General features: G+C 70.1%; 18 protein-coding genes and 1 tRNA gene. 10 read left to right on the plus strand and 9 right to left on the minus strand.

Features of this window, described 5'->3' with window-relative positions; all coding sequences use genetic code 11:
* The first annotated feature begins 197 nt into the window (after positions 1-197).
* Positions 198-608 carry an SgcJ/EcaC family oxidoreductase gene (locus ABD385_RS03315; protein WP_344573334.1) on the plus strand — a complete coding sequence of 137 codons (411 nt, stop codon included), beginning with the start codon at positions 198-200 and terminating at the stop codon, positions 606-608.
* A gap of 378 nt (positions 609-986) precedes the next feature.
* Here the strand turns inward: ABD385_RS03315 and ABD385_RS03320 are convergent, their stop codons facing one another.
* Genes ABD385_RS03320 through ABD385_RS03330 form a run of 3 tightly spaced genes read right to left on the minus strand, consistent with a single transcriptional unit; the run spans position 987 to position 2591 of the window.
* Positions 987-1835, minus strand: a complete 849-nt coding sequence (locus ABD385_RS03320) for a helix-turn-helix domain-containing protein (protein WP_344573335.1) — start codon at positions 1833-1835, stop codon at positions 987-989.
* A 14-nt stretch (positions 1836-1849) separates the two neighbouring features.
* On the minus strand, positions 1850-2365 hold the full coding sequence (locus tag ABD385_RS03325) for a DUF6879 family protein (protein WP_344573336.1): 516 nt from the start codon (positions 2363-2365) through the stop codon (positions 1850-1852).
* Positions 2337-2591, minus strand: coding sequence for a hypothetical protein (locus ABD385_RS03330; protein ID WP_344573338.1), 255 nt, complete (start codon positions 2589-2591; stop codon positions 2337-2339). The genes ABD385_RS03325 and ABD385_RS03330 overlap by 29 nt, the downstream gene beginning before the upstream one ends.
* Before the next feature lie 966 nt (positions 2592-3557).
* Here ABD385_RS03330 and ABD385_RS03335 point away from each other — a divergent pair.
* Positions 3558-3692, plus strand: coding sequence for a hypothetical protein (locus ABD385_RS03335; RefSeq protein WP_344573339.1), 135 nt, complete (start codon positions 3558-3560; stop codon positions 3690-3692).
* 5 nt (positions 3693-3697) lie between these two features.
* Positions 3698-3886, plus strand: a complete 189-nt coding sequence (locus tag ABD385_RS03340) for a hypothetical protein (protein WP_344573341.1) — start codon at positions 3698-3700, stop codon at positions 3884-3886.
* 343 nt (positions 3887-4229) lie between these two features.
* Here ABD385_RS03340 and ABD385_RS03345 read toward each other — a convergent pair whose 3' ends face one another.
* Positions 4230-4406, minus strand: coding sequence for a hypothetical protein (locus ABD385_RS03345; RefSeq protein ID WP_344573342.1), 177 nt, complete (start codon positions 4404-4406; stop codon positions 4230-4232).
* A 78-nt stretch (positions 4407-4484) separates the two neighbouring features.
* Here ABD385_RS03345 and ABD385_RS03350 point away from each other — a divergent pair, with 78 nt between their 5' ends.
* Positions 4485-4973, plus strand: coding sequence for a hypothetical protein (locus ABD385_RS03350; RefSeq protein ID WP_344573343.1), 489 nt, complete (start codon positions 4485-4487; stop codon positions 4971-4973).
* Between the two features lie 88 nt (positions 4974-5061).
* On the opposite strand, the gene ABD385_RS03355 is transcribed toward ABD385_RS03350, so the two are convergent.
* A tRNA-Leu gene (locus ABD385_RS03355) sits at positions 5062-5149 on the minus strand.
* Positions 5150-5432: 283 nt separating this feature from the next.
* Positions 5433-7010, minus strand: coding sequence for an aldehyde dehydrogenase family protein (locus ABD385_RS03360; protein WP_344573344.1), 1578 nt, complete (start codon positions 7008-7010; stop codon positions 5433-5435).
* A gap of 451 nt (positions 7011-7461) precedes the next feature.
* Between ABD385_RS03360 and ABD385_RS03365 the strand changes: the two genes are divergently transcribed.
* From ABD385_RS03365 to ABD385_RS03385, 5 genes are all read left to right on the plus strand, one after another.
* Entirely contained in the window at positions 7462-9180 is a 1719-nt protein-coding gene (locus ABD385_RS03365) for a thiamine pyrophosphate-binding protein (protein WP_344573345.1), read from the plus strand.
* Positions 9181-9192: 12 nt separating this feature from the next.
* Positions 9193-10422, plus strand: coding sequence for a formyl-CoA transferase (gene frc / locus ABD385_RS03370; RefSeq protein WP_344573346.1), 1230 nt, complete (start codon positions 9193-9195; stop codon positions 10420-10422).
* Positions 10422-12557 carry an acetate--CoA ligase family protein gene (locus ABD385_RS03375; RefSeq protein ID WP_344573347.1) on the plus strand — a complete coding sequence of 712 codons (2136 nt, stop codon included), beginning with the start codon at positions 10422-10424 and terminating at the stop codon, positions 12555-12557. The genes frc and ABD385_RS03375 overlap by 1 nt, the downstream gene beginning before the upstream one ends.
* 71 nt (positions 12558-12628) lie before the next feature.
* The gene (locus tag ABD385_RS03380; protein WP_344573348.1) at positions 12629-14032 is read left to right on the plus strand and encodes an OFA family MFS transporter; all 1404 of its coding nucleotides are present in this window, start codon (positions 12629-12631) and stop codon (positions 14030-14032) included.
* Between the two features lie 186 nt (positions 14033-14218).
* Entirely contained in the window at positions 14219-14491 is a 273-nt protein-coding gene (locus ABD385_RS03385; protein WP_344573349.1) for a hypothetical protein, read from the plus strand.
* A 132-nt stretch (positions 14492-14623) separates the two neighbouring features.
* Here the strand turns inward: ABD385_RS03385 and ABD385_RS03390 are convergent, their stop codons facing one another.
* Both ABD385_RS03390 and ABD385_RS03395 read right to left on the minus strand, forming a co-directional pair.
* Complete coding sequence (locus tag ABD385_RS03390; protein WP_344573350.1) at positions 14624-14989, minus strand: chorismate mutase; 366 nt, start codon at positions 14987-14989, stop codon at positions 14624-14626.
* Between the two features lie 168 nt (positions 14990-15157).
* On the minus strand, positions 15158-15841 hold the full coding sequence (locus ABD385_RS03395; RefSeq protein ID WP_344573351.1) for a GntR family transcriptional regulator: 684 nt from the start codon (positions 15839-15841) through the stop codon (positions 15158-15160).
* Between the two features lie 179 nt (positions 15842-16020).
* On the opposite strand from ABD385_RS03395, the gene fdhD reads away from it, so the two are divergent.
* Complete coding sequence (gene fdhD / locus ABD385_RS03400; protein ID WP_344573352.1) at positions 16021-16908, plus strand: formate dehydrogenase accessory sulfurtransferase FdhD; 888 nt, start codon at positions 16021-16023, stop codon at positions 16906-16908.
* Between the two features lie 36 nt (positions 16909-16944).
* On the opposite strand, the gene ABD385_RS03405 is transcribed toward fdhD, so the two are convergent.
* Complete coding sequence (locus ABD385_RS03405; protein ID WP_344573353.1) at positions 16945-17394, minus strand: MarR family winged helix-turn-helix transcriptional regulator; 450 nt, start codon at positions 17392-17394, stop codon at positions 16945-16947.
* Between the last annotated feature and the right edge of the window lie 138 nt (positions 17395-17532).

The following is a 17532-nucleotide window of genomic DNA, read 5'->3' on the forward strand; positions in this document are numbered from 1 at the left end:
ACGGCCCCGCACACGCTCCGCCGGCACGACCGACAGCACGAAGACATCCCTGATGGGCCCAACTAGACCACTTTGGCCGACAGTTGACGGATCGCGTCGGTACCGACTTGCGCGGGCCGGGACCGGTCCACTTAGCGTGACCGGGCGGTGGCCGTTCCGCCCGCCCGCCACCCACCCCCCACCGAAGGAGCACCACCATGGCCGTCGACCCTCGCACGCCGACCTTCCAGAGCGACGACGCACGCCGCATCACCGCCCTCTTCGACGAGTTGGAGTCGGCCTTCGCCCAGCAGGACGCGGCGGAGTTCGACCGCCGCTTCACCGACGACGTGGTCTTCACCGCCGTCAACGGGATGCGACTGGTCGGCTGGGAGGCCCTGCACGCCTACCACCGGGAACGCTTAGGTCAGCACGCGGAGGGCATCGAGACCTGGTACGAGATCGAGCGGATCACCTTCCCCGGCCCCGACGTCGCGGTGGTCTTCTTCCGCCAGCCCGTCGCCATGGCCCAGCACCAGCGCGTGAACGTGGGCACCTGGGTACTGGTCAAGCAGGACGGCCAATGGCGCGTCTCCGCCGGCCAGAACACCGGCGTCGCCGCCGCCTGAACCACCCCAACACCCCAGACACACCCCCACCACACCAGACCCCACAACCACCACGCCCCCCACAACCCACCAACCCCCACGGCCGCCTGGGCCCACTGAGCAACCCCACCCCACCCCAGAAACGCAAAAACCCCAGACGAAATGTGGTTTTCACTGGTGTCCGAGGGGGACTTGAACTCTCGCCTCGGGCACCAGCCAATTGACTACGTGACCTGCGACGATGACCGCGAAGCGCCGCAGAGTTGACAGCCTCTGTTGGTCATGCGTTCCCGCTTTTTCAGGCCGTTTCGGACTGCTGTTGGTCATGCGTTGGTCACGTAGCCAACCGGTCCACCTTCGACCAACGGAGCCTGCCGTGTCGACGGAGAACCAACCCCTTCAGTCCAGGGAAGCCAACGCAGCCGCAATGAGCGAACGTGCCGCAGCTCCCCGCGCTGCTCCCCGCGAGAGCCGCACAAAGGCTCTGGCGTACAGCTCGACCTGGCTCGGCTGCGTCAGCGTCGATGCGGCATCCAGCGTGTCCGCGTGCACCCTGGAGTCGTCGAAGATCGTGAAGGTAGGCATGGGCCACGCGGTTCGCTGTGCTGACAACGGGATGATGCCCACGGCGACGTTCTGGAGATCCATAACCCCGAGCAAGTGACCAAGCTGTGCCGCCATGGTCTCGACGCTGCACAGCCGGTACCGCAACACCGACTCCTCCAGTACGAACGAGAACCGGTGTGTGCCATTGCTTAGCACCGCGTTGCGCCTGATGCGGGCCGCGACGGCGTCGCTCACGTCGTCCGGGGTTCCCCGGAAGTCTGCGATGGACGACAGCAGAGCGGTGGCGTATCCGGGCGTCTGAAGGAACCCCGGGATCACGTCGGACACGTAGACGCGGAACACCTTGGTTTGTTGGTACAGATCCCCTGTGGACTCTTGCAGTCGACGGAGCCCTGTCCGTTGAAGTTGCCTCCACTGCACATGCGCATCGGCGGACTGCCTGTTTGTCGCGATCAAGTCAGGGACCTGATCATCAGCAGTGCAGGCTCGGCACCACGCTCTGATGTCCTGATCGGAGGGAGGCGTCTTGGCGTTTTCGATCCGGGAGGACTTCGACTCCGACCACCCACATCTGGCGGCCAGCTCCCGCCCGCTGATTCCCGCGTCCTTCCGAATCTCGCGTAGACGGCCGGCAAGTTCCTCGCGGGCCGTCTGGACGCGTGAAGAGGGGTGTGGGGGCATGAAGCTGGCCTTCGTCAGATCTCGTACAGGTGGTGCGGGACAGCTCGCTCCCAGACCGCTTCGAAAGCCGCGGAGCACAGCTTCAGGGCCTCCGGGGCAGCCGTGATCTCGTCCTCGACCACCACCCCGTCACCGGAGAAGTGATGCACTCGGAGTAGCGCGCCGTCGAACAGCCAGAAGTCATTTCCAGGCAGCGGGATACTCGTGGACCGTCGCCGTGGCAGCCATCGAACCTCTTCGCCGGCCGTAACGTTGGCGTGCGTGACGTAGTGCTCCCATCGGATGTACTCCGACACAGGCTCGGAAACCACCCGGGCGCGCCGGATCACCACGCCTCGGGTCACAGTGTCCGCGATCAACTGGTCGTAGGGGTGCCACCAGGAGTCACGATCCTCCCAGTTGATCCGATCACCCTGCTTCCATGACTCGAATCGATCTGTGGGGGCGTAGGAGTCGCGCAGCTCCAGATGGACGGCGGATCGCTGGCACTGCCCCAGCAGCTCAGCGAAGCTGGGCACGCTCGACCGCATCACACGCCTCCCTGATCATCGGAATCATCCGGGCCGGAATCCTAACGATGGATTCACTGTCGGGCACCGGACCGTTTGCGGGGCTGCTCGCCTCGCACTCCGCCTGAGTCTGGGGGCTCGGCTTCCACCCCTGCAACAAGATCTCCTGAGTTGCCACATCCGCCCACACGGTGGGGCAATGGTCCCGGTCGGTGGTGGGATCGATTCCGACGAACTCTACGGCCATTGCTGACTCCCTGGCCTAGGTGCTTGCTCGGGCTTGCATAACCCTTGCCGGCCAACAGTAACAACGTCAATAGCGCTATCAGCCATGCCAATTGATGTGCAAGCTCATGCAATTTCGTGGCGCCTTGCACTCTCCGATTTCTACGGTCTTGGCATGGTCCGATCCCGTCGAGAGGTAGCACCAGCCATGACCAATCCAGTCAGGTACTCGCAGAAGCCGGTCGAGCTGCCGCTAGACCACCGGCTTTTGGACGGTGCCCCCGAACCCGATTGCGGAGTGTGCGCCGCCCTGGACCTCCAGCGGAGCCAGGCACGGAAGCGGAATGACTGGTCTGCCGCCTGCGCCGCTGCACGCGAAATTAGGAACCACCCTCATGGCGGCGACCAATGACCGCCCGAGCCGCAGGCGGAAGAGGGCGAAACGCTGACGTCTCCGTGGACGGGTGGACGGAATATGGCGGGCGACTGGACGTGGCCTCTGGAGTCGTGTCCATCCCCCAGGGAGCGAAGGTGCCACCGTGCCCCTTCCCGTGCCTCAAATGCCGGGCCAAAGGACGCCAGCAAGTGCTCTGCCGAAGAGGGCACCTGATGACTGAAGAAACATCTGGCATGTGGGTCTGCCACATCTGTTCGCAGACGACCGGAGTCTGAGACTCCCGTTCCTCCCGTGACGGCGGCGGCGGGCGGTAGGGACGGGCAGCAGGTCCCCCGACCGGGATCAGCCTTTGAGTACGGGCAGACGTGCCCGGTCTGAGCTGACGAACTCAGGCTCTCGCCCCGGTCCGCCCCTTAGCTGGGGTGCTGCCCTGGGCAGTGAGGGCAACCGCGTCGGCCCCAGGGAAGCCGAAGCACCCCCGCCCCGATCGCTCAGCAACAGGAAGGGCTAGCGGTCGGGGCGGGCTGCACGACGGCGCGGGAACCGACTCCCCGCGTCGCCTCAGTGTTCAACAGGAAGGAACACGCGAGAATGGGTAAGAAGAACGAGGACGACTGGGACCCGTACGCCAACCAGGATCAGGTGACTGATCCCGACACCCGTGTCTCTCAGAACGGTGACGTTCACAGCAGCATGGCTGACGACGAGGACCGCGAAGGGAAGTAACGCCTGTGATCCACGGCGAGAACCTGGCGAAGGACCTGCGGCGTGACCACGGATTCGTTCACGTCGGACGCACCAGGGACGGTAACGCCGTGGTCATGCGCAAGGGCGACAAGTGGACTGTGGTCCCCCTTCGTTGGCTCACTGAAGAGGCCGTGGACACCATCAAGGCTCAGGCCGGAATCGCTCTCGTCTGAATCACCGCTGACCAAGCAAAGGAACGCCCCCGCCGATTTCGTCGGGGGCGTTCCTGGGTTGATTTGAAAGGTCAGAGCAGAGCCCGGAACGGGTGTTGGCCAACGAAGAAGCGGGGGAGGCCGACCGCTTCACCGGTTGCTCCACCCCTGAGACCCCTGAGTCTGCTTGGGGGCCGGGCGGTAGGAGTCCATCTACACCACGGTGGACCGGCTCTTCTCAGGTTCCGCACTGGCCGTCATGGGGCGCGGCGCCGGAGTCGGCTGCTCGGCATGGTCGAAATCGTCACCCTGGAGCGTGAAAACCAGACAGACCGATCATGCGGGGGTGGGCGGTGGCCCACGCCTAAGCGTCGGACAGTTCCCAGCCGTTGACCTTCGGCAGCCTCACGCGGTCGTCGTCCAGCATCGGCACCGACCCGAGCAGGAAGGGAAGGATGCGGTTGTACGAACCGCCCGCAGCTCCCGACTGACCGACGTAGCGGCCCCAGTCGGATGGGGTGATGTGGGAGTGGAGCACCATGGCAGGCTCCCTGACTGCCTGGGCTTGTTCCTTGGTGGTGTTCCGGAGTGTGGTCCCGTCCCAGAGGGTTCTGTCGAGTTGGGCTGGGACGTGGTCGAGGAAGGCAACACCTATCGGCTGCGGAAGCTCACCAAGGACGCCAACGCCGTGATCTACGTGGACCAGTCCGTAATGAACGTCCTCAAGTGGCAGAGAGAGCGCCGGCAAGTCGAGCGGGAACGCCTCGGGGCGGTCTGGACGGATCACGACCTCGTGTTCGCCCGTGACGGCTTCAAGCTCTACCGGGGCGAAGCAGGAGGACCGCAGGACACCGAAAGGGTCTCGGCACGGTGGCGCACCCTGCGCACCCGATTGAAGCTCCCCGAGGGGTTCCGCATTCACGACTGGAGGAACAGCAAGGTCACGAACGATCTGGAGGCCGGGGAGAACCCCGTAGAAGTCTCCGCCAACGTCCGGCACCACTCGCCGGGCTGCACCATGGCCCGCTACAGCCGCAGCAGGATGAACGGAGCCCGGAAGCTCGCCGCCTCCGGAGCCAACAGGATCGGCCTGTCATCCCTGGTCTGACCTGGGAGTTCGCTGGGCCGTTGGTCACGTGGTCGGTCACGCCACACCCCAGAAACGCAAAAAACCCCAGGTGAACTGGGGTTTTTACTGGTGTCCGAGGGGGGACTTGAACCCCCACGCCCGATAAAGGGCACTAGCACCTCAAGCTAGCGCGTCTGCCATTCCGCCACCCGGACTCAGGTGATCTTCGCGGGGCATTCCCCGCGGCGACATGGATAACAATACCAAGGTTTCGGAGTGGCTTTCACCTGCGTATCCATGCCGGGCATAAGGCCGGCTTATGGGCATCGGTGAGGAGGGAGACGGGCGAGCGGAGGGCTGGTTGCCGCCTGTCTACGCAGGTGGCGGACCACCGATCACGGACCGCGGACCATGCCCGTCAGCCACCCCTCACGGGCCACCCCTCACCGGCCACCGACCACCGCTCGCCCCCGCGCACACCCCACCGCCCCCACCCCCTCAAGGCATCAACTGATACTCCGGAAAGTTGCCCGGGAGGCGTTCGGGGGTGGGGCCCTGGGTGACGGCGTGGACGAGGAGGTCGCCGCCGACGAAGGCGCCGCGCCAGGAGTTGCCGAAGCCGCCGAAGAGTTCCGCGCGGTCGCCGCGGGAGCGGGGGGCGTTGTGGCCGACCTTGAAGGCGCGGATCTGTGGGGCGAGGCGGTCGAAGGTCTCCTCGTTGTCGCAGGAAAGGGTGGCCACCAGGGCGCCGTTGCTGGCGTTCATGGCGGCGAGGAGTTCCGCCTCGGTGTCGACGAGGACGATGGTGTCGACGGGGCCGAAGGGTTCGGCGTGGTGGAGCGGGGAGGACGGGGGCGGGGCCAGGAGGGTGGTCGGGGGGAGGTAGGCGGAGGTGTCCTGGGCGGGGAGGAAGTGGCCGTCGGCGAGGGTGCCGCGGTGGAGGGGGACGGCGCCGCGGGAGATCGCCTCGGTGGTGAGGTCGGCGAGTTCCTTGGCCTTGGTGGCGTTGATCAGGGGGCCGAAGTCGAGGTCGGGGAGCGGGGCCGCGGGGTCGGGGACGGCCAGGGGGTGGCCGAAGCGGACGCTGCGGACGGCGGGGAGGTAGGCGGCGAGGAAGTCGGCGAAGGCGTCGCGCTGGACGACGAAGCGGGGGTAGGCGGTGCAGCGCTGCTTGGCGTAGTCGAAGGTCTTGCGGAGCTGCGGGGTGAGGGCGGGCCAGTCGGTGAAGTTCCAGACGGCCCAGGTGTTGAGGCCCTCCTGTTCGAGGACGTGGCGCTTGCCGAGGTCGGCGACGGCGGTGGCGACCCGGGCGCCGGTGTCCCGGCCGCCGACGAAGGAGACGCAGCCGATCTCCGGTGACCGGACGAGGGACGGGGAGAGGGCGCTTCCGCTGCCGCTGACCAGGGTGATCGGGACGCCTTCGCGGGCGGCCAGGGCGCTGGCGAGGGTGAGGCAGACCAGGCCGCCGTCGGTGGGCGTCTTGGCGATGACGGCGTTGCCGGCCAGGGCCTGGACCAGCATGGCGTGGACGAGGACCGACATCGGGTAGTTCCAGCTGGCGATGTTGCTGACCGGGCCGGGCAGCGGGGACCGGCCGACCAGCATCCGGTCGCTCTCGGCCACGTACCAGCGGACGCCGTCGATGGCGCGGTCGACGTCGGCCCGGGCGAGCTTCCAGGGCTTGCCGATCTCCCAGACCAGGAGCAGCGCGAGCAGTTCGCGGTGTGCGGCGAGGGCGTCGAGGGTGGCGGTGATCCGGGCCTTCCGTTCGGGCAGTGGGACGTCGCGCCAGACGCGGTGCTGGTCGAGGGAGGCGCGTACGGCCCGGAGGGCAGCGTCCGCGTCGAGGCGGGGCGGGCCGGCGATCGGGGTGCCGTCGACGGGGCTGGCGGCGGGTTGCGGGTGGCCGTCCCGGTGCCAGGTGCCGGCCCAGAGGTTGCCGACCTGGTCGCCGTGGAACGCCTCGGAGGCCACGGCCAGGCTGCGCTGCCAGGCGTCCGGCCAGGAGGTGCCGGGCTTGCGGATCAGGGGCGGGGCCTCGTCGGGCGGGGCGGGCGGAGCGGGGGTGGGGGCCATCGGTGTCTCCGTTGTCGGGGCGCGATCGGGGGCCGGGCCGGGCCGGGGACGGGCGGGGCGGGGAGCGCGGCGCCGGGTAGGGCGAGTGTCGCGCGGGGCGGGCGGCGGCGCGCGCGGGGCGGCGCCGGTGAGGTGCGGGGTCGGGCGCGGGAGGGGCGAAGGAGGGGGCGAAGGATGGGGGCGACGGCCGGTGGGTGAGGGTGACGGCCGGGTGGCGTGATCGCCCCGCCCGCCGACGCTTCCTCTGGACAAGGGCCGGGCGATGCGGGATAACAGGTTCATACAGTATTCGTCGACCGACGACTGTATACAGTCTCCAATCTCCCTTCCCGTGGGGACGTGGGCGTTCTTCTCAGCGCCGTCGAGGTGGACACGTGGGACTCGGCGTCGGGGTGCGCGACGACGAAGGCGGCAGCGGCAACCGCGGGCGGTCCGAAAGGAAGCGATGCACATGCCCGACGACGCAACGCACGCACAGGACGCGACACAGGCGGCGGGCGCCCGGGACCTCGTCTCCGGCGGGCACCTGGTCGCCAAGGCGCTCAAGGCGGAGGGCGTCGAGGTCGTCTACACCCTCTGCGGGGGCCACATCATCGACATCTACGACGGTTGCGTCGACGAGGGCATCCAGGTGGTGGACGTCCGTCACGAGCAGGTCGCCGCCCATGCCGCGGACGGGTACGCGCGGCTCACCGGGCGGCCGGGCTGCGCGGTGGTCACCGCCGGGCCCGGCACCACCGACGCGGTGACCGGGGTCGCCAACGCCTTCCGGGCCGAGTCGCCGATGCTGCTGATCGGCGGTCAAGGGGCGCGCACCCAGCACAAGATGGGCTCGCTCCAGGACCTGCCGCACGTCGAGATGATGACGCCGATCACCAAGTTCGCGGCGACGGTGCCGGACACCGCACGCGCCGCCGACATGGTGTCGATGGCGTTCCGGGAGTGCTTCCACGGGGCGCCCGGGCCGTCGTTCCTGGAGATCCCCCGCGACGTGCTGGACGCCGCGGTGCCGGCCGCCGCGGCCCGGGTCCCGCGGGCCGGGCACTACCGGGCGTCGACCCGCTCCCCGGGCGACCCCGACGACGTCCAGCGCCTCGCCGACCTGCTGGTCCGCGCCGAGAAGCCGGCGATCCTGTTGGGCAGCCAGGTGTGGACGACGCGCGGGACCGACGCCGCGGTGGAACTCGTCCGGGCGCTGAACGTCCCGGCGTACATGAACGGGGCCGGGCGCGGAACGCTGCCGCCCGGCGATCCGCACCACTTCCAGTTGTCGCGCCGGTACGCGTTCGCGCACGCCGACGTGATCGTGATCGTGGGGACGCCGTTCGACTTCCGGATGGGGTACGGCAAGCGCTTGTCGGCGGACGCGACGGTGGTCCAGATCGACCTGGACTACCGCACGGTGGGCCGCAACCGCGACGTCGACCTGGGGATCGTGGGCGACGCGGGCCTGGTCCTCAAGGCGGTCGCCGAGGCCGCGTCCGGGCGGATCGACGCGGGCGGCGCCAAGCGCAAGGCGTGGCTGGACGAGCTGCGCGCCGCCGAACAGGTCGCGCTGGACAAGCGGTTGCCGCAGCTGCGGTCGGACGCCTGCCCCATCCACCCGTACCGCCTGGTCAGCGAGATCAACGACTTCCTCACCGAGGACTCGGTCTTCATCGGCGACGGCGGGGACGTGGTGACCTTCTCGGGCCAGGTCGTCCAGCCGAGGTCGCCCGGGCACTGGATGGACCCGGGGCCGCTGGGCACGCTCGGCGTCGGCGTCCCCTTCGTCCTGGCGGCCAAGCAGGCGCGACCGGAGAAAGAGGTGGTGGCGCTCTTCGGGGACGGCGCGTTCAGCCTGACCGGCTGGGACTTCGAGACGCTGGTCCGCTACGACCTGCCGTTCGTCGGCGTCGTCGGCAACAACTCCTCGATGAACCAGATCCGTTACGGCCAGCGGGCCAAGTACGGCGCGGCGCGGGAGCGGGTCGGCAACACCCTCGGCGACGTCCCCTACGACGCGTTCGCGCGGATGCTGGGCGGATACGGCGAGGAGGTCCGCGACCCCGCCGACATCGGCCCCGCGCTGCGCCGCGCCCGCGAGTCGGGGAAGCCGTCGCTGATCAACGTGTGGATCGATCCGGACGCCTACGCCCCCGGAACGATGAACCAGACCATGTACAAGTAGGAGGGTTCGGCCGTGTCCAAGGCACTCGACGGCATTCGCGTCCTCGACATGACGCACGTTCAGTCCGGGCCCTCCGCCACGCAGTTGCTCGCCTGGCTGGGTGCGGACGTGATCAAACTGGAGGCGGTGAGCGGGGACATCACGCGGCGTCAGCTGCGGGACGTCCCGGACGCCGACTCGCTCTACTTCACGATGCTCAACTGCAACAAGCGCAGCATCACCCTCAACACCAAGACCCCGCGGGGAAAGGAGCTGCTCACCGAGCTGATCGCCCGCAGCGACGTCCTGGTGGAGAACTTCGGGCCCGGCGCGGTCGACCGGATGGGCTTCACCTGGGAGCGCATCCAGGAGATCAACCCGCGGATCGTCTACGCCAGCATCAAGGGCTTCGGCGAGGGCCCGTACACCGGCTTCAAGGCGTACGAAGTGGTGGCGCAGGCGATGGGCGGGGCGATGGCGACCACCGGCTTCGCGGACGGGCCGCCGCTGGCGACCGGTGCGCAGATCGGCGACTCCGGCACCGGGGTGCACTGCGTCGCGGGCATCCTGGCCGCGCTCTTCCAACGCACCCGGACCGGCCGCGGCCAGCGGGTCAACGTCGCCATGCAGCACGCGGTGCTCAATCTGTGCCGGGTCAAGCTGCGGGACCAACAACGGCTCTCCCACGGCCCGTTGACGGAGTATCCGAACGAGGACTTCGGCGCCGAGGTGCCGCGCAGCGGCAACGCCAGCGGCGGCGGCCAGCCGGGGTGGGCGGTGAAGTGCGCGCCCGGCGGGCCGAACGACTACGTGTACGTGATCGTGCAACCGGTCGGTTGGCGACCGCTGACCGAGCTGATCGGCCGGCCGGAGCTGGCCGAGGACCCGGACTGGGCCACGCCGGAGGCCCGGCTGCCCAAGCTGACGAAGGTGTTCCAGCTGATCGAGGAGTGGAGCAGCACGTTGCCGAAGTGGGAGGTGCTGGCCAGGCTCACCGCCCGTGACGTCCCCTGCGGGCCGATCCTGTCGACCAAGGAGATCATCGAGGACCCCTCGTTGGCGGCCGACGGGATGGTGGTGGAGGTCGCGCATCCGCAGCGGGGCTCCTTCACCACGGTCGGTTCGCCGCTGAAGCTCTCCGACTCCCCCGTCGAGGTCCACCGTTCGCCGCTGCTGGGCGAGCACAACGCCGAGGTGTACGGCGCGGAACTGGGGTTGGGCGAGGCGGAACTGGAGCGCCTGAAGACGACGGGAGTGATCTGATGGAGCCTCAACGTGACGCGGTGGAGCGGGTGTTGGCGGCGGTGCGCGGGAGCGGGCGGACGGTGCTCACCGCGCCCGAGGCCAAGGTGATCGCCGAGGCGTACGGGATCGCGGTGCCGGCCGAGGGGCTGGCACAGACCGTCGAGGACGCGGTGGCGCTCGCCGATCGGATCGGCTTCCCGGTGGCGTTGAAGATCGCCTCGCCGGACATCCCGCACAAGACCGAGGCCGGCGGGGTGCGGACCGGCCTGGGCTCGGCGGCCGAGGTGCGCGGCGCGTTCGCCACGATCGTGGCGAACGCGCGGGCGTACGCACCGCAGGCCCGGATCGTCGGCGTGCAGGTGCAACAGATGGTGACGCACGGGCAGGAGGTGATCGTCGGGACGGTCACCGATCCGACGTTCGGGAAGGTCGTGGCGTTCGGGCTGGGCGGGGTCCTGGTGGAGGTGCTCAAGGACGTCACGTTCCGGCTCGCGCCGGCGACGGCCGAGGACGCGGCGTCGATGCTCGACGGCATCCGGGCGGCCGAGGTGCTGCGGGGCGTGCGCGGCGGCCCGGCGGTGGAGCGGTCGGCGCTCGTCGACCTGATCGTCCGCACCTCCCAACTGGCCGCGGACTTCCCGGAGATCGCGGAGATCGACCTCAATCCGGTGTTCGCCGCCGCGGACGGCGCGACGGCCGCGGACGTGCGGATCCTGTTGGGCACGGAGGCGCCGCCGCAGCGCCCGCGCCACGGCCGGCAGGAGATCCTCGCCGCGATGCGGCGGCTGATGCGCCCCCGCTCGGTGGCGGTCATCGGGGCCTCCGGCACCCCGGGCAAGATCGGCCACTCGGTGCTGCGCAACCTGCTCGACGGCGGCTTCCCCGGCGAGATCCATCCGGTGCACCCCACCGCCGACGACGTCCTGGGCCGCAAGGCGTACCGGTCGGTGCTGGACGTGCCGGGCGAGGTGGACGTGGCGGTGTTCGCCATCCCCGCGCCCCTCGTGCCGGCGGCGCTGGAGGAGGTCGGCCGCAAGGGCGTGCCGAACGCCGTGCTGATCCCGTCCGGCTTCGCCGAGACCGGTGAACACGCCCTACAGGAGCGGATCGTGGCGATCGGCGCGGAGTGGGGCGTCCGACTGCTGGGGCCGAACATCTACGGCTACTACTCGCCCTGGCAGGACCTGTGCGCCACGTTCTGCACCCCCTACGACGTGAAGGGCAAGGTGGCGCTGACCTCGCAGTCCGGCGGCATCGGGATGGCGATCTTAGGCTTCGCCCGGGCCACCCGGACCGGGGTCTCGGCGATCGTCGGGCTCGGCAACAAGGCGGACGTCGACGAGGACGACCTGCTCACGTACTTCGGCGAGGATCCGCACACCGACTGCATCGCGATGCACCTGGAGGACCTCAAGGACGGTCGGGCGTTCGTCGCGGCGGCCCGGGAGACCGTGCCGAAGAAACCGGTCGTGGTGCTGAAGGCGGGACGGACCGGCGCCGGGGCGCGGGCCGCCGGCTCGCACACCGGTGCGCTGGCCGGCGATGACGCGGTCTACGACGACGTCCTGCGGCAGGCCGGGGTGATCCGGGCGCCGGGCCTGAACGAGCTGCTGGAGTACGCCCGGGCGCTCCCGGTCCTGCCCGTGCCCCGGGGCGACAACGTGGTGGTCATCACCGGCGCCGGTGGTTCCGGGGTGCTGCTGTCGGACGCGCTGGTGGACAACGGGCTGCGGCTGATGGACGTCCCCGCGGACCTGGACGCGGCGTTCCGGCGCCTGATCCCGCCGTTCGGTTCGGCCGGCAACCCGATCGACATCACGGGCGGCGAGCCACCGGCGACCTACGAGGCGGCGCTGCGGCTGGGGCTTGCGGATCCGCGGATCCATGCGCTGGTGCTGGGCTACTGGCACACCCTCGTCACCCCGCCGGCGGTCTTCGCCGAGCTGACCGGGCGGGTCGTCGAGGAGTTCCGGGCGCGCGGGATCGACAAGCCGGTGGTGGCCTCGTTGGCCGGGGACACCGAGGTGGAGGAGGCGGCCGCCCGGCTCTTCGCGCACGGCGTCGTCGCCTACCCGTACACGACCGAGAAGCCGGTGGCGGTGCTCGGCGCGAAGTACCGCTGGGCGCGGGCCGCGGGGCTGCTCGACACCTGAGCGCGCCCGGAGCACCGAGCGAGCGGACCGAGGACGCGCTGACCGGGTTTTTCGATTCCGAGGTGAACGGTATGGACGACGGCGGACGGGACGGCACGGCGACGACGGGAACCGCGTATCGGGAGGTCATCGACGCGAAGGGCCGGGTGTACCGGATCGGGGAGACCGACCGGGAGCTGCTCGGCGGTCACTCGCGGAAGCTGATGGTGTATCTGCCGTGGCTGGCGATGATGGCCATCAGCGTCTCCGAATACGCCTACGGATCGGCCGAGGGCACCCTGTCGCACGCCCACGGCTGGTCCCGGAGCGACACCTTCTGGATCCTGAGCGTCTGGGTCTTCTGCCAGGCCGGGATCGCCTTTCCGGCGGGCTGGTTACGGGAGCGCGGGCTGTTGACCGCGCGCCGCGCGATGTTCGTCGGGGCGGTACTCAGCCTGTCGGGGTTCGTGGCCCTGGGGCACCTGGACGACGTGCTGGCCGCGCTCTGCGGCTTCGGGGTCGTCGGCGGCATCGGCTCCGGACTCGTCTACGCGACCTGCATCAACATGGTGGGCAAGTGGTTCCCGGAGCGGCGCGGCGCGAAGACCGGATTCGTCAACGGTGGGTTCGCCTACGGCGCACTGCCGTTCATCTTCGTCTTCAATTACGCCTTCGACACGTCGGACTTCACCGAGGTGCTGGACGGCATCGGGGTCTACGTGCTCGTGGTGGTGGCGGGCTGCGCCTGGTTCTTCAAGGACCCGCCGAAGAACTGGTGGCCCGCCGACGTCGCCCCGCCGCATACCGACGACTCGGTGCGGCGCCCCGCCTTCCTGGTGAAGAACCCGCCGGCGGTGCGGCAGTTCACGCCGAAGGAGGCGATCCGCAGCGGCATGCTGCCGCTGATGTGGGTGAGCGTGGTGCTGACCGCCGGCGTCTCGATCTTCGGGATCTCCTTCCAGGTGGACTTCGCGAAGGAGGTGGGGTTCGGCCCGCTGGTCGCCGCCTCGTCGATGGGCGTGATGTCCGTCGTCAACGGCGTGGGGCGGGCCGCGGTCGGCTGGCTGTCGGACCTGTGGGGCCGCAAGACGACCCTGGTGGTGGTCATCGTGGTCCTGGGCCTGGCCCAGTTCGGGGTGTTGTGGGCCGGCGAGCTCCACAGCCAGGGGCTGTTCCTGGTCTTCGCGTTCCTCTCCGGATTCGGTGGCGGGGCCTTCTATCCGCTCTTCGCCGCCCTGACCCCGGACTACTTCGGCGAGAACTACAACGCCTCCACCTACGGACTGGTCTACAGCGGGAAGTTGATCAGCGGCCTGTTCGGCGGCGGACTGGGCTCGATGGTGGTCGGCGCCTGGGGGTACGACGGCGCGTACCTGCTGGCGGGCGGCCTGTCCCTGGTGGCGGCGGCGTTCACGTTGTTGCTGCACCAGCCGGGCCGTCCCCGCCTGCGGGACGTGGCGCCCAATCCCCGGCCGATCAGCCGGGAAATGACGTGAGCGGGCGGCGACACGTTCGGGTGCATTCCAGGGCAGTTCGGAACCGTGCCGTGTCCTGGGGGCGGCCAGTCCGTTTGGGTGAGTGCCGACGGGGAGCGTGCCGGGTGCGACAGCGCCCGGCCGGTACGTCCGTCGCGCCGGCGGAAGACACCGCTCGATCACTGACCCAGAAAGGGACTGTCCACCATGACGTACTCCAAGGCCGCTGCGGTTGTTGCCGGCGCGGTGATGGCACTGGGCGTCGCCGCCCCCGCGTTCGCCGACGGCCACCGGGGGGTCGCGGCAGCGGCCGACAACCTCCTCAACAACGACACGGTCTCCAAGGGCGTCGTCAAGAAGCCCAACGTCAACATCGACGCCGTGGTCAACGCCGTCACCAAGACCGCGGGCAAGCTGAAGCCGACCCAGGGCGGCGCGCCCAAGGCTCCGGTGCGCCGGACCACCCACACGCACCACTGACGGGCGCGCCCCGACCGGCGCCCGCACGGCGAACGCCCCGTCCCTGCTGTGGCAGGGGCGGGGCGTTTCGCTGTCCCGGCGGCGCACCCCGGGGCGGGACCCGAGCGTGGACCGGGCGTGCGGGGCGTGGGGCTAGACCGGCTTCGCGTCGCCGCTGTTCACGGCCCGGTCGGCGATGGCGCGGTGGTGCTGGACCACTTCTCCGATGATGAAGTTGAGGAACTTCTCGGCGAACGCCGGGTCCAGGCGGGCGTCTTCGGCCAGGCGGCGCAGGCGCGCGATCTGGGCGGCCTCGCGGGCCGGGTCGGCGGGCGGCAGGCTGTGCCGGGCCTTGAGTTCACCGACCTGCTGGGTGCACTTGAAGCGCTCGGCGAGCAGGTGCACCAGCGCGGCATCGAGGTTGTCGATGCTGCCGCGCAGGTAGAGCAGCCGCTCGCGGGCCGCCTCGTCCGCGACGGAGGCCGCGTCGCCGGCCGCCGGTGCTGTCCCTTCGCTCATGTGCGTCTCGCCGTTCCTGGTCGGTTCGTGGTGGTGCGTCCGTGATCAGCTGGTGCGTGATCGCCTGCACCCTACCCGGCGGCGGGCCGGTCCTCGCCGCGGGTCTCGCGGATCGGACGGGGCCCCGCCGGCAGGGGCGAGGATCGGCCATCTGCGGTCGCGATCGGCTCAAGCGTCCTCGCGGTCGCGTTCGTGGTACATCCGCCGGGTGTGCTCGGTGTGCGCGCGCATCACGGCGGTGGCGCGGGCCCCGTCGCCGTCGGCGATCGCGGCGATCAGTTCGCGGTGCTCGACCCAGGACCGCTTGCCGCGCTGCCGGGCGACCGGGGTGTAGTACCAGCGCACCCGGCGTCCGACCTGCGCGGCGAGTTCGGCGAGCACGGCGTTGCCGGCCAGCTCGGTCACCTTGGCGTGAAACGCCGCGTTGAGCGCGACCGCGGTCTCGACGTCGTCGTCCTGGACGGCGCGCTCGCCCTGCTCGCAGAGCCGCTCCAGGGCGGCGATGCCGGTCGGGTCGGCATGGGTCGCGGCGAGCCGGGCGGCCTCGGCCTCCAGGAGCGTGCGGACCGTCAGGAGCTGGTCCGCCTCCTGCTCGGTCGGCTCGTGGACGAAGGCGCCCTGGGCGGGGCGCAGATCGACCCAGCCGTCGGTGTTGAGCCGCTGGAGCGCCTCGCGGACCGGCTGGCGGGAGACTCCGAGGTGGCCGGCCAGTTCGCTCTCGACCAGGTGCTGGCCGGGGCGGAGCGCACGGGTGGTGATCAGGTCGAGCAGTGCCTCGTAGACGCGCTCGCGCAGCGGTCCGGGACGTTCGAGCTTCGGTACGGCGCCCTGCGGCAGACCTCTGGACAGCATCGGGGTCCCCTCCGTAATTGGCTATCGTCTACAGTCTACTGAGTGCATCCGTTCCGCCACAGGCCACCGCGGCGATCCACCGGGCGGTCCGCACGGCGGGGGCGGGTGGACGCCCGCGCCGGACGAGGGACGACGGCAACCACGGCCACCACCGCAGACAGAACCGGGGCTGATCAGACATGGGACGGGTCACCGAACGACGCCGCGTCATCCGGATCCGCGACGGCGCGGTCAGCAGCCGCCCGGACACCCTGGTCGTCGAGGAGCCGTTGGAGATCCGGCTGAACGGCAAGTCGCTGGCGATCACCATGCGCACCCCGGGGGACGACTTCGCGCTGGCCGCGGGCTTCCTGGTCAGCGAGGGCGTGTTGGCCCGCGCGGACGAGCTGGCGAACATCGTGTACTGCGCGGGGGCGACGAGCGGCGGCGCCCCCGGACCGGACGGGGAGCAGGCCGCCGGCGGCAACAGCTACAACGTCGTCGACGTCCGGTTGGCGGCCGGGGTCACCATCCCCGACCTCACGCTGGAGCGGAACTTCTACACGACGTCGTCGTGCGGGCTGTGCGGCAAGGCCAGTCTGGACGCGGTGCGCACGACGGCCCGCTGGAGCCTGGACGCGGCCGCGGAGCCCGCGCTGCGGATGGCCCCGGAGACGTTGGCGGGCCTGCCCGACCGGTTGCGGGCCGCCCAGCGCGTCTTCGACCGGACCGGCGGGCTGCACGCGGCGGCGCTCTTCACGGCGGACGGCGAACTGCTGGACGTCCGCGAGGACGTGGGGCGGCACAACGCGGTGGACAAGGTCGTCGGGCGGGCACTACAGGACGGTCGACTGCCGCTGTCGTCCTGCGTGTTGATGGTCTCCGGGCGGGCCTCGTTCGAGCTGGCGCAGAAGGCCGTGATGGCCGGCATACCGGTGCTGGCCGCGGTCTCCGCGCCGTCCTCGCTCGCCGTCGACCTGGCCGTCGAGAGCGGGCTGACCCTGGTCGGCTTCCTGCGCGGGAAGTCGATGAACGTCTACGCGGGCGCGCACCGGCTGGCGCTGGACAGCACGGCCGCCGCGGGCTGAGTCCGCCCGGCGCGCCTCGGCGGCGCGCCCCGGGGCTCACTCCCCGGGTGCCACGATCCGGGTCAACAGGGCGACCAGTTGCGCGCGTTCCTCGTCGGTCAGTGCGGCGGTGAGCTGGGCGTTGGCCTCGTCGCCGAGCCGCTGGGTGCGGTGCAGTCGCCGTTGCCCCGCCGCCGAGATCTCGACGGCGTTCTTCCGGCGGTCCTTGGGGTCGGGGGTACGGGTGACCAGCCCGTCCTTTTGCAGGTCGTTGACGAGCGCGACGACGTCCTTGGGGTCGATGCCGGTGGTCCGCCCCAGTTCCGCCTGCGAGACGGGGCCGAGTTCGGCGACCGCGCAGAGCACGGCGTGGTGCATCATCCGCAGGCCCTCGGTGGCGAGGGCCTCGGCGACGAGCCGGTGGCCGCGGGCGGCGGCGCGGCCCAGCAGCCAACTGGGCAGGGCGCGGATCCGGCTGGGGGCGTAGGGGGCGGGGGTGTCGGCCATGGGGGCACCGTACCCGGGAATCCGTGGGGTGGACCAACGTAGGGTTCTCCCACAAAAACCATTGGCAGACCCAACGGTTCACGCTTATCGTTGGGGAATCCAATGAAACCGGTCGCGCGGTGCGACCGCCCTTCCCCG

This window comes from Streptomyces lunalinharesii, assembly GCF_039532155.1.
Taxonomy (GTDB): domain Bacteria; phylum Actinomycetota; class Actinomycetes; order Streptomycetales; family Streptomycetaceae; genus Streptomyces; species Streptomyces lunalinharesii.

Excerpts from the sequence above, each read along its gene's own strand:
- ABD385_RS03315 (WP_344573334.1), top strand. The coding sequence starts at position 198 with ATGGCCGTCGACCCTCGCACGCCGACCTTCCAGAGCGACGACGCACGC.
- ABD385_RS03320 (WP_344573335.1), bottom strand. The coding sequence starts at position 1,835 with ATGCCCCCACACCCCTCTTCACGCGTCCAGACGGCCCGCGAGGAACTT.
- ABD385_RS03325 (WP_344573336.1), bottom strand. The coding sequence starts at position 2,365 with ATGCGGTCGAGCGTGCCCAGCTTCGCTGAGCTGCTGGGGCAGTGCCAG.
- ABD385_RS03330 (WP_344573338.1), bottom strand. The coding sequence starts at position 2,591 with ATGGCCGTAGAGTTCGTCGGAATCGATCCCACCACCGACCGGGACCAT.
- ABD385_RS03335 (WP_344573339.1), top strand. The coding sequence starts at position 3,558 with ATGGGTAAGAAGAACGAGGACGACTGGGACCCGTACGCCAACCAGGAT.
- ABD385_RS03345 (WP_344573342.1), bottom strand. The coding sequence starts at position 4,406 with ATGGTGCTCCACTCCCACATCACCCCATCCGACTGGGGCCGCTACGTC.
- ABD385_RS03360 (WP_344573344.1), bottom strand. The coding sequence starts at position 7,010 with ATGGCCCCCACCCCCGCTCCGCCCGCCCCGCCCGACGAGGCCCCGCCC.
- ABD385_RS03365 (WP_344573345.1), top strand. The coding sequence starts at position 7,462 with ATGCCCGACGACGCAACGCACGCACAGGACGCGACACAGGCGGCGGGC.
- ABD385_RS03375 (WP_344573347.1), top strand. The coding sequence starts at position 10,422 with ATGGAGCCTCAACGTGACGCGGTGGAGCGGGTGTTGGCGGCGGTGCGC.
- ABD385_RS03380 (WP_344573348.1), top strand. The coding sequence starts at position 12,629 with ATGGACGACGGCGGACGGGACGGCACGGCGACGACGGGAACCGCGTAT.
- ABD385_RS03385 (WP_344573349.1), top strand. The coding sequence starts at position 14,219 with ATGACGTACTCCAAGGCCGCTGCGGTTGTTGCCGGCGCGGTGATGGCA.
- ABD385_RS03390 (WP_344573350.1), bottom strand. The coding sequence starts at position 14,989 with ATGAGCGAAGGGACAGCACCGGCGGCCGGCGACGCGGCCTCCGTCGCG.
- ABD385_RS03395 (WP_344573351.1), bottom strand. The coding sequence starts at position 15,841 with ATGCTGTCCAGAGGTCTGCCGCAGGGCGCCGTACCGAAGCTCGAACGT.
- fdhD (WP_344573352.1), top strand. The coding sequence starts at position 16,021 with ATGGGACGGGTCACCGAACGACGCCGCGTCATCCGGATCCGCGACGGC.
- ABD385_RS03405 (WP_344573353.1), bottom strand. The coding sequence starts at position 17,394 with ATGGCCGACACCCCCGCCCCCTACGCCCCCAGCCGGATCCGCGCCCTG.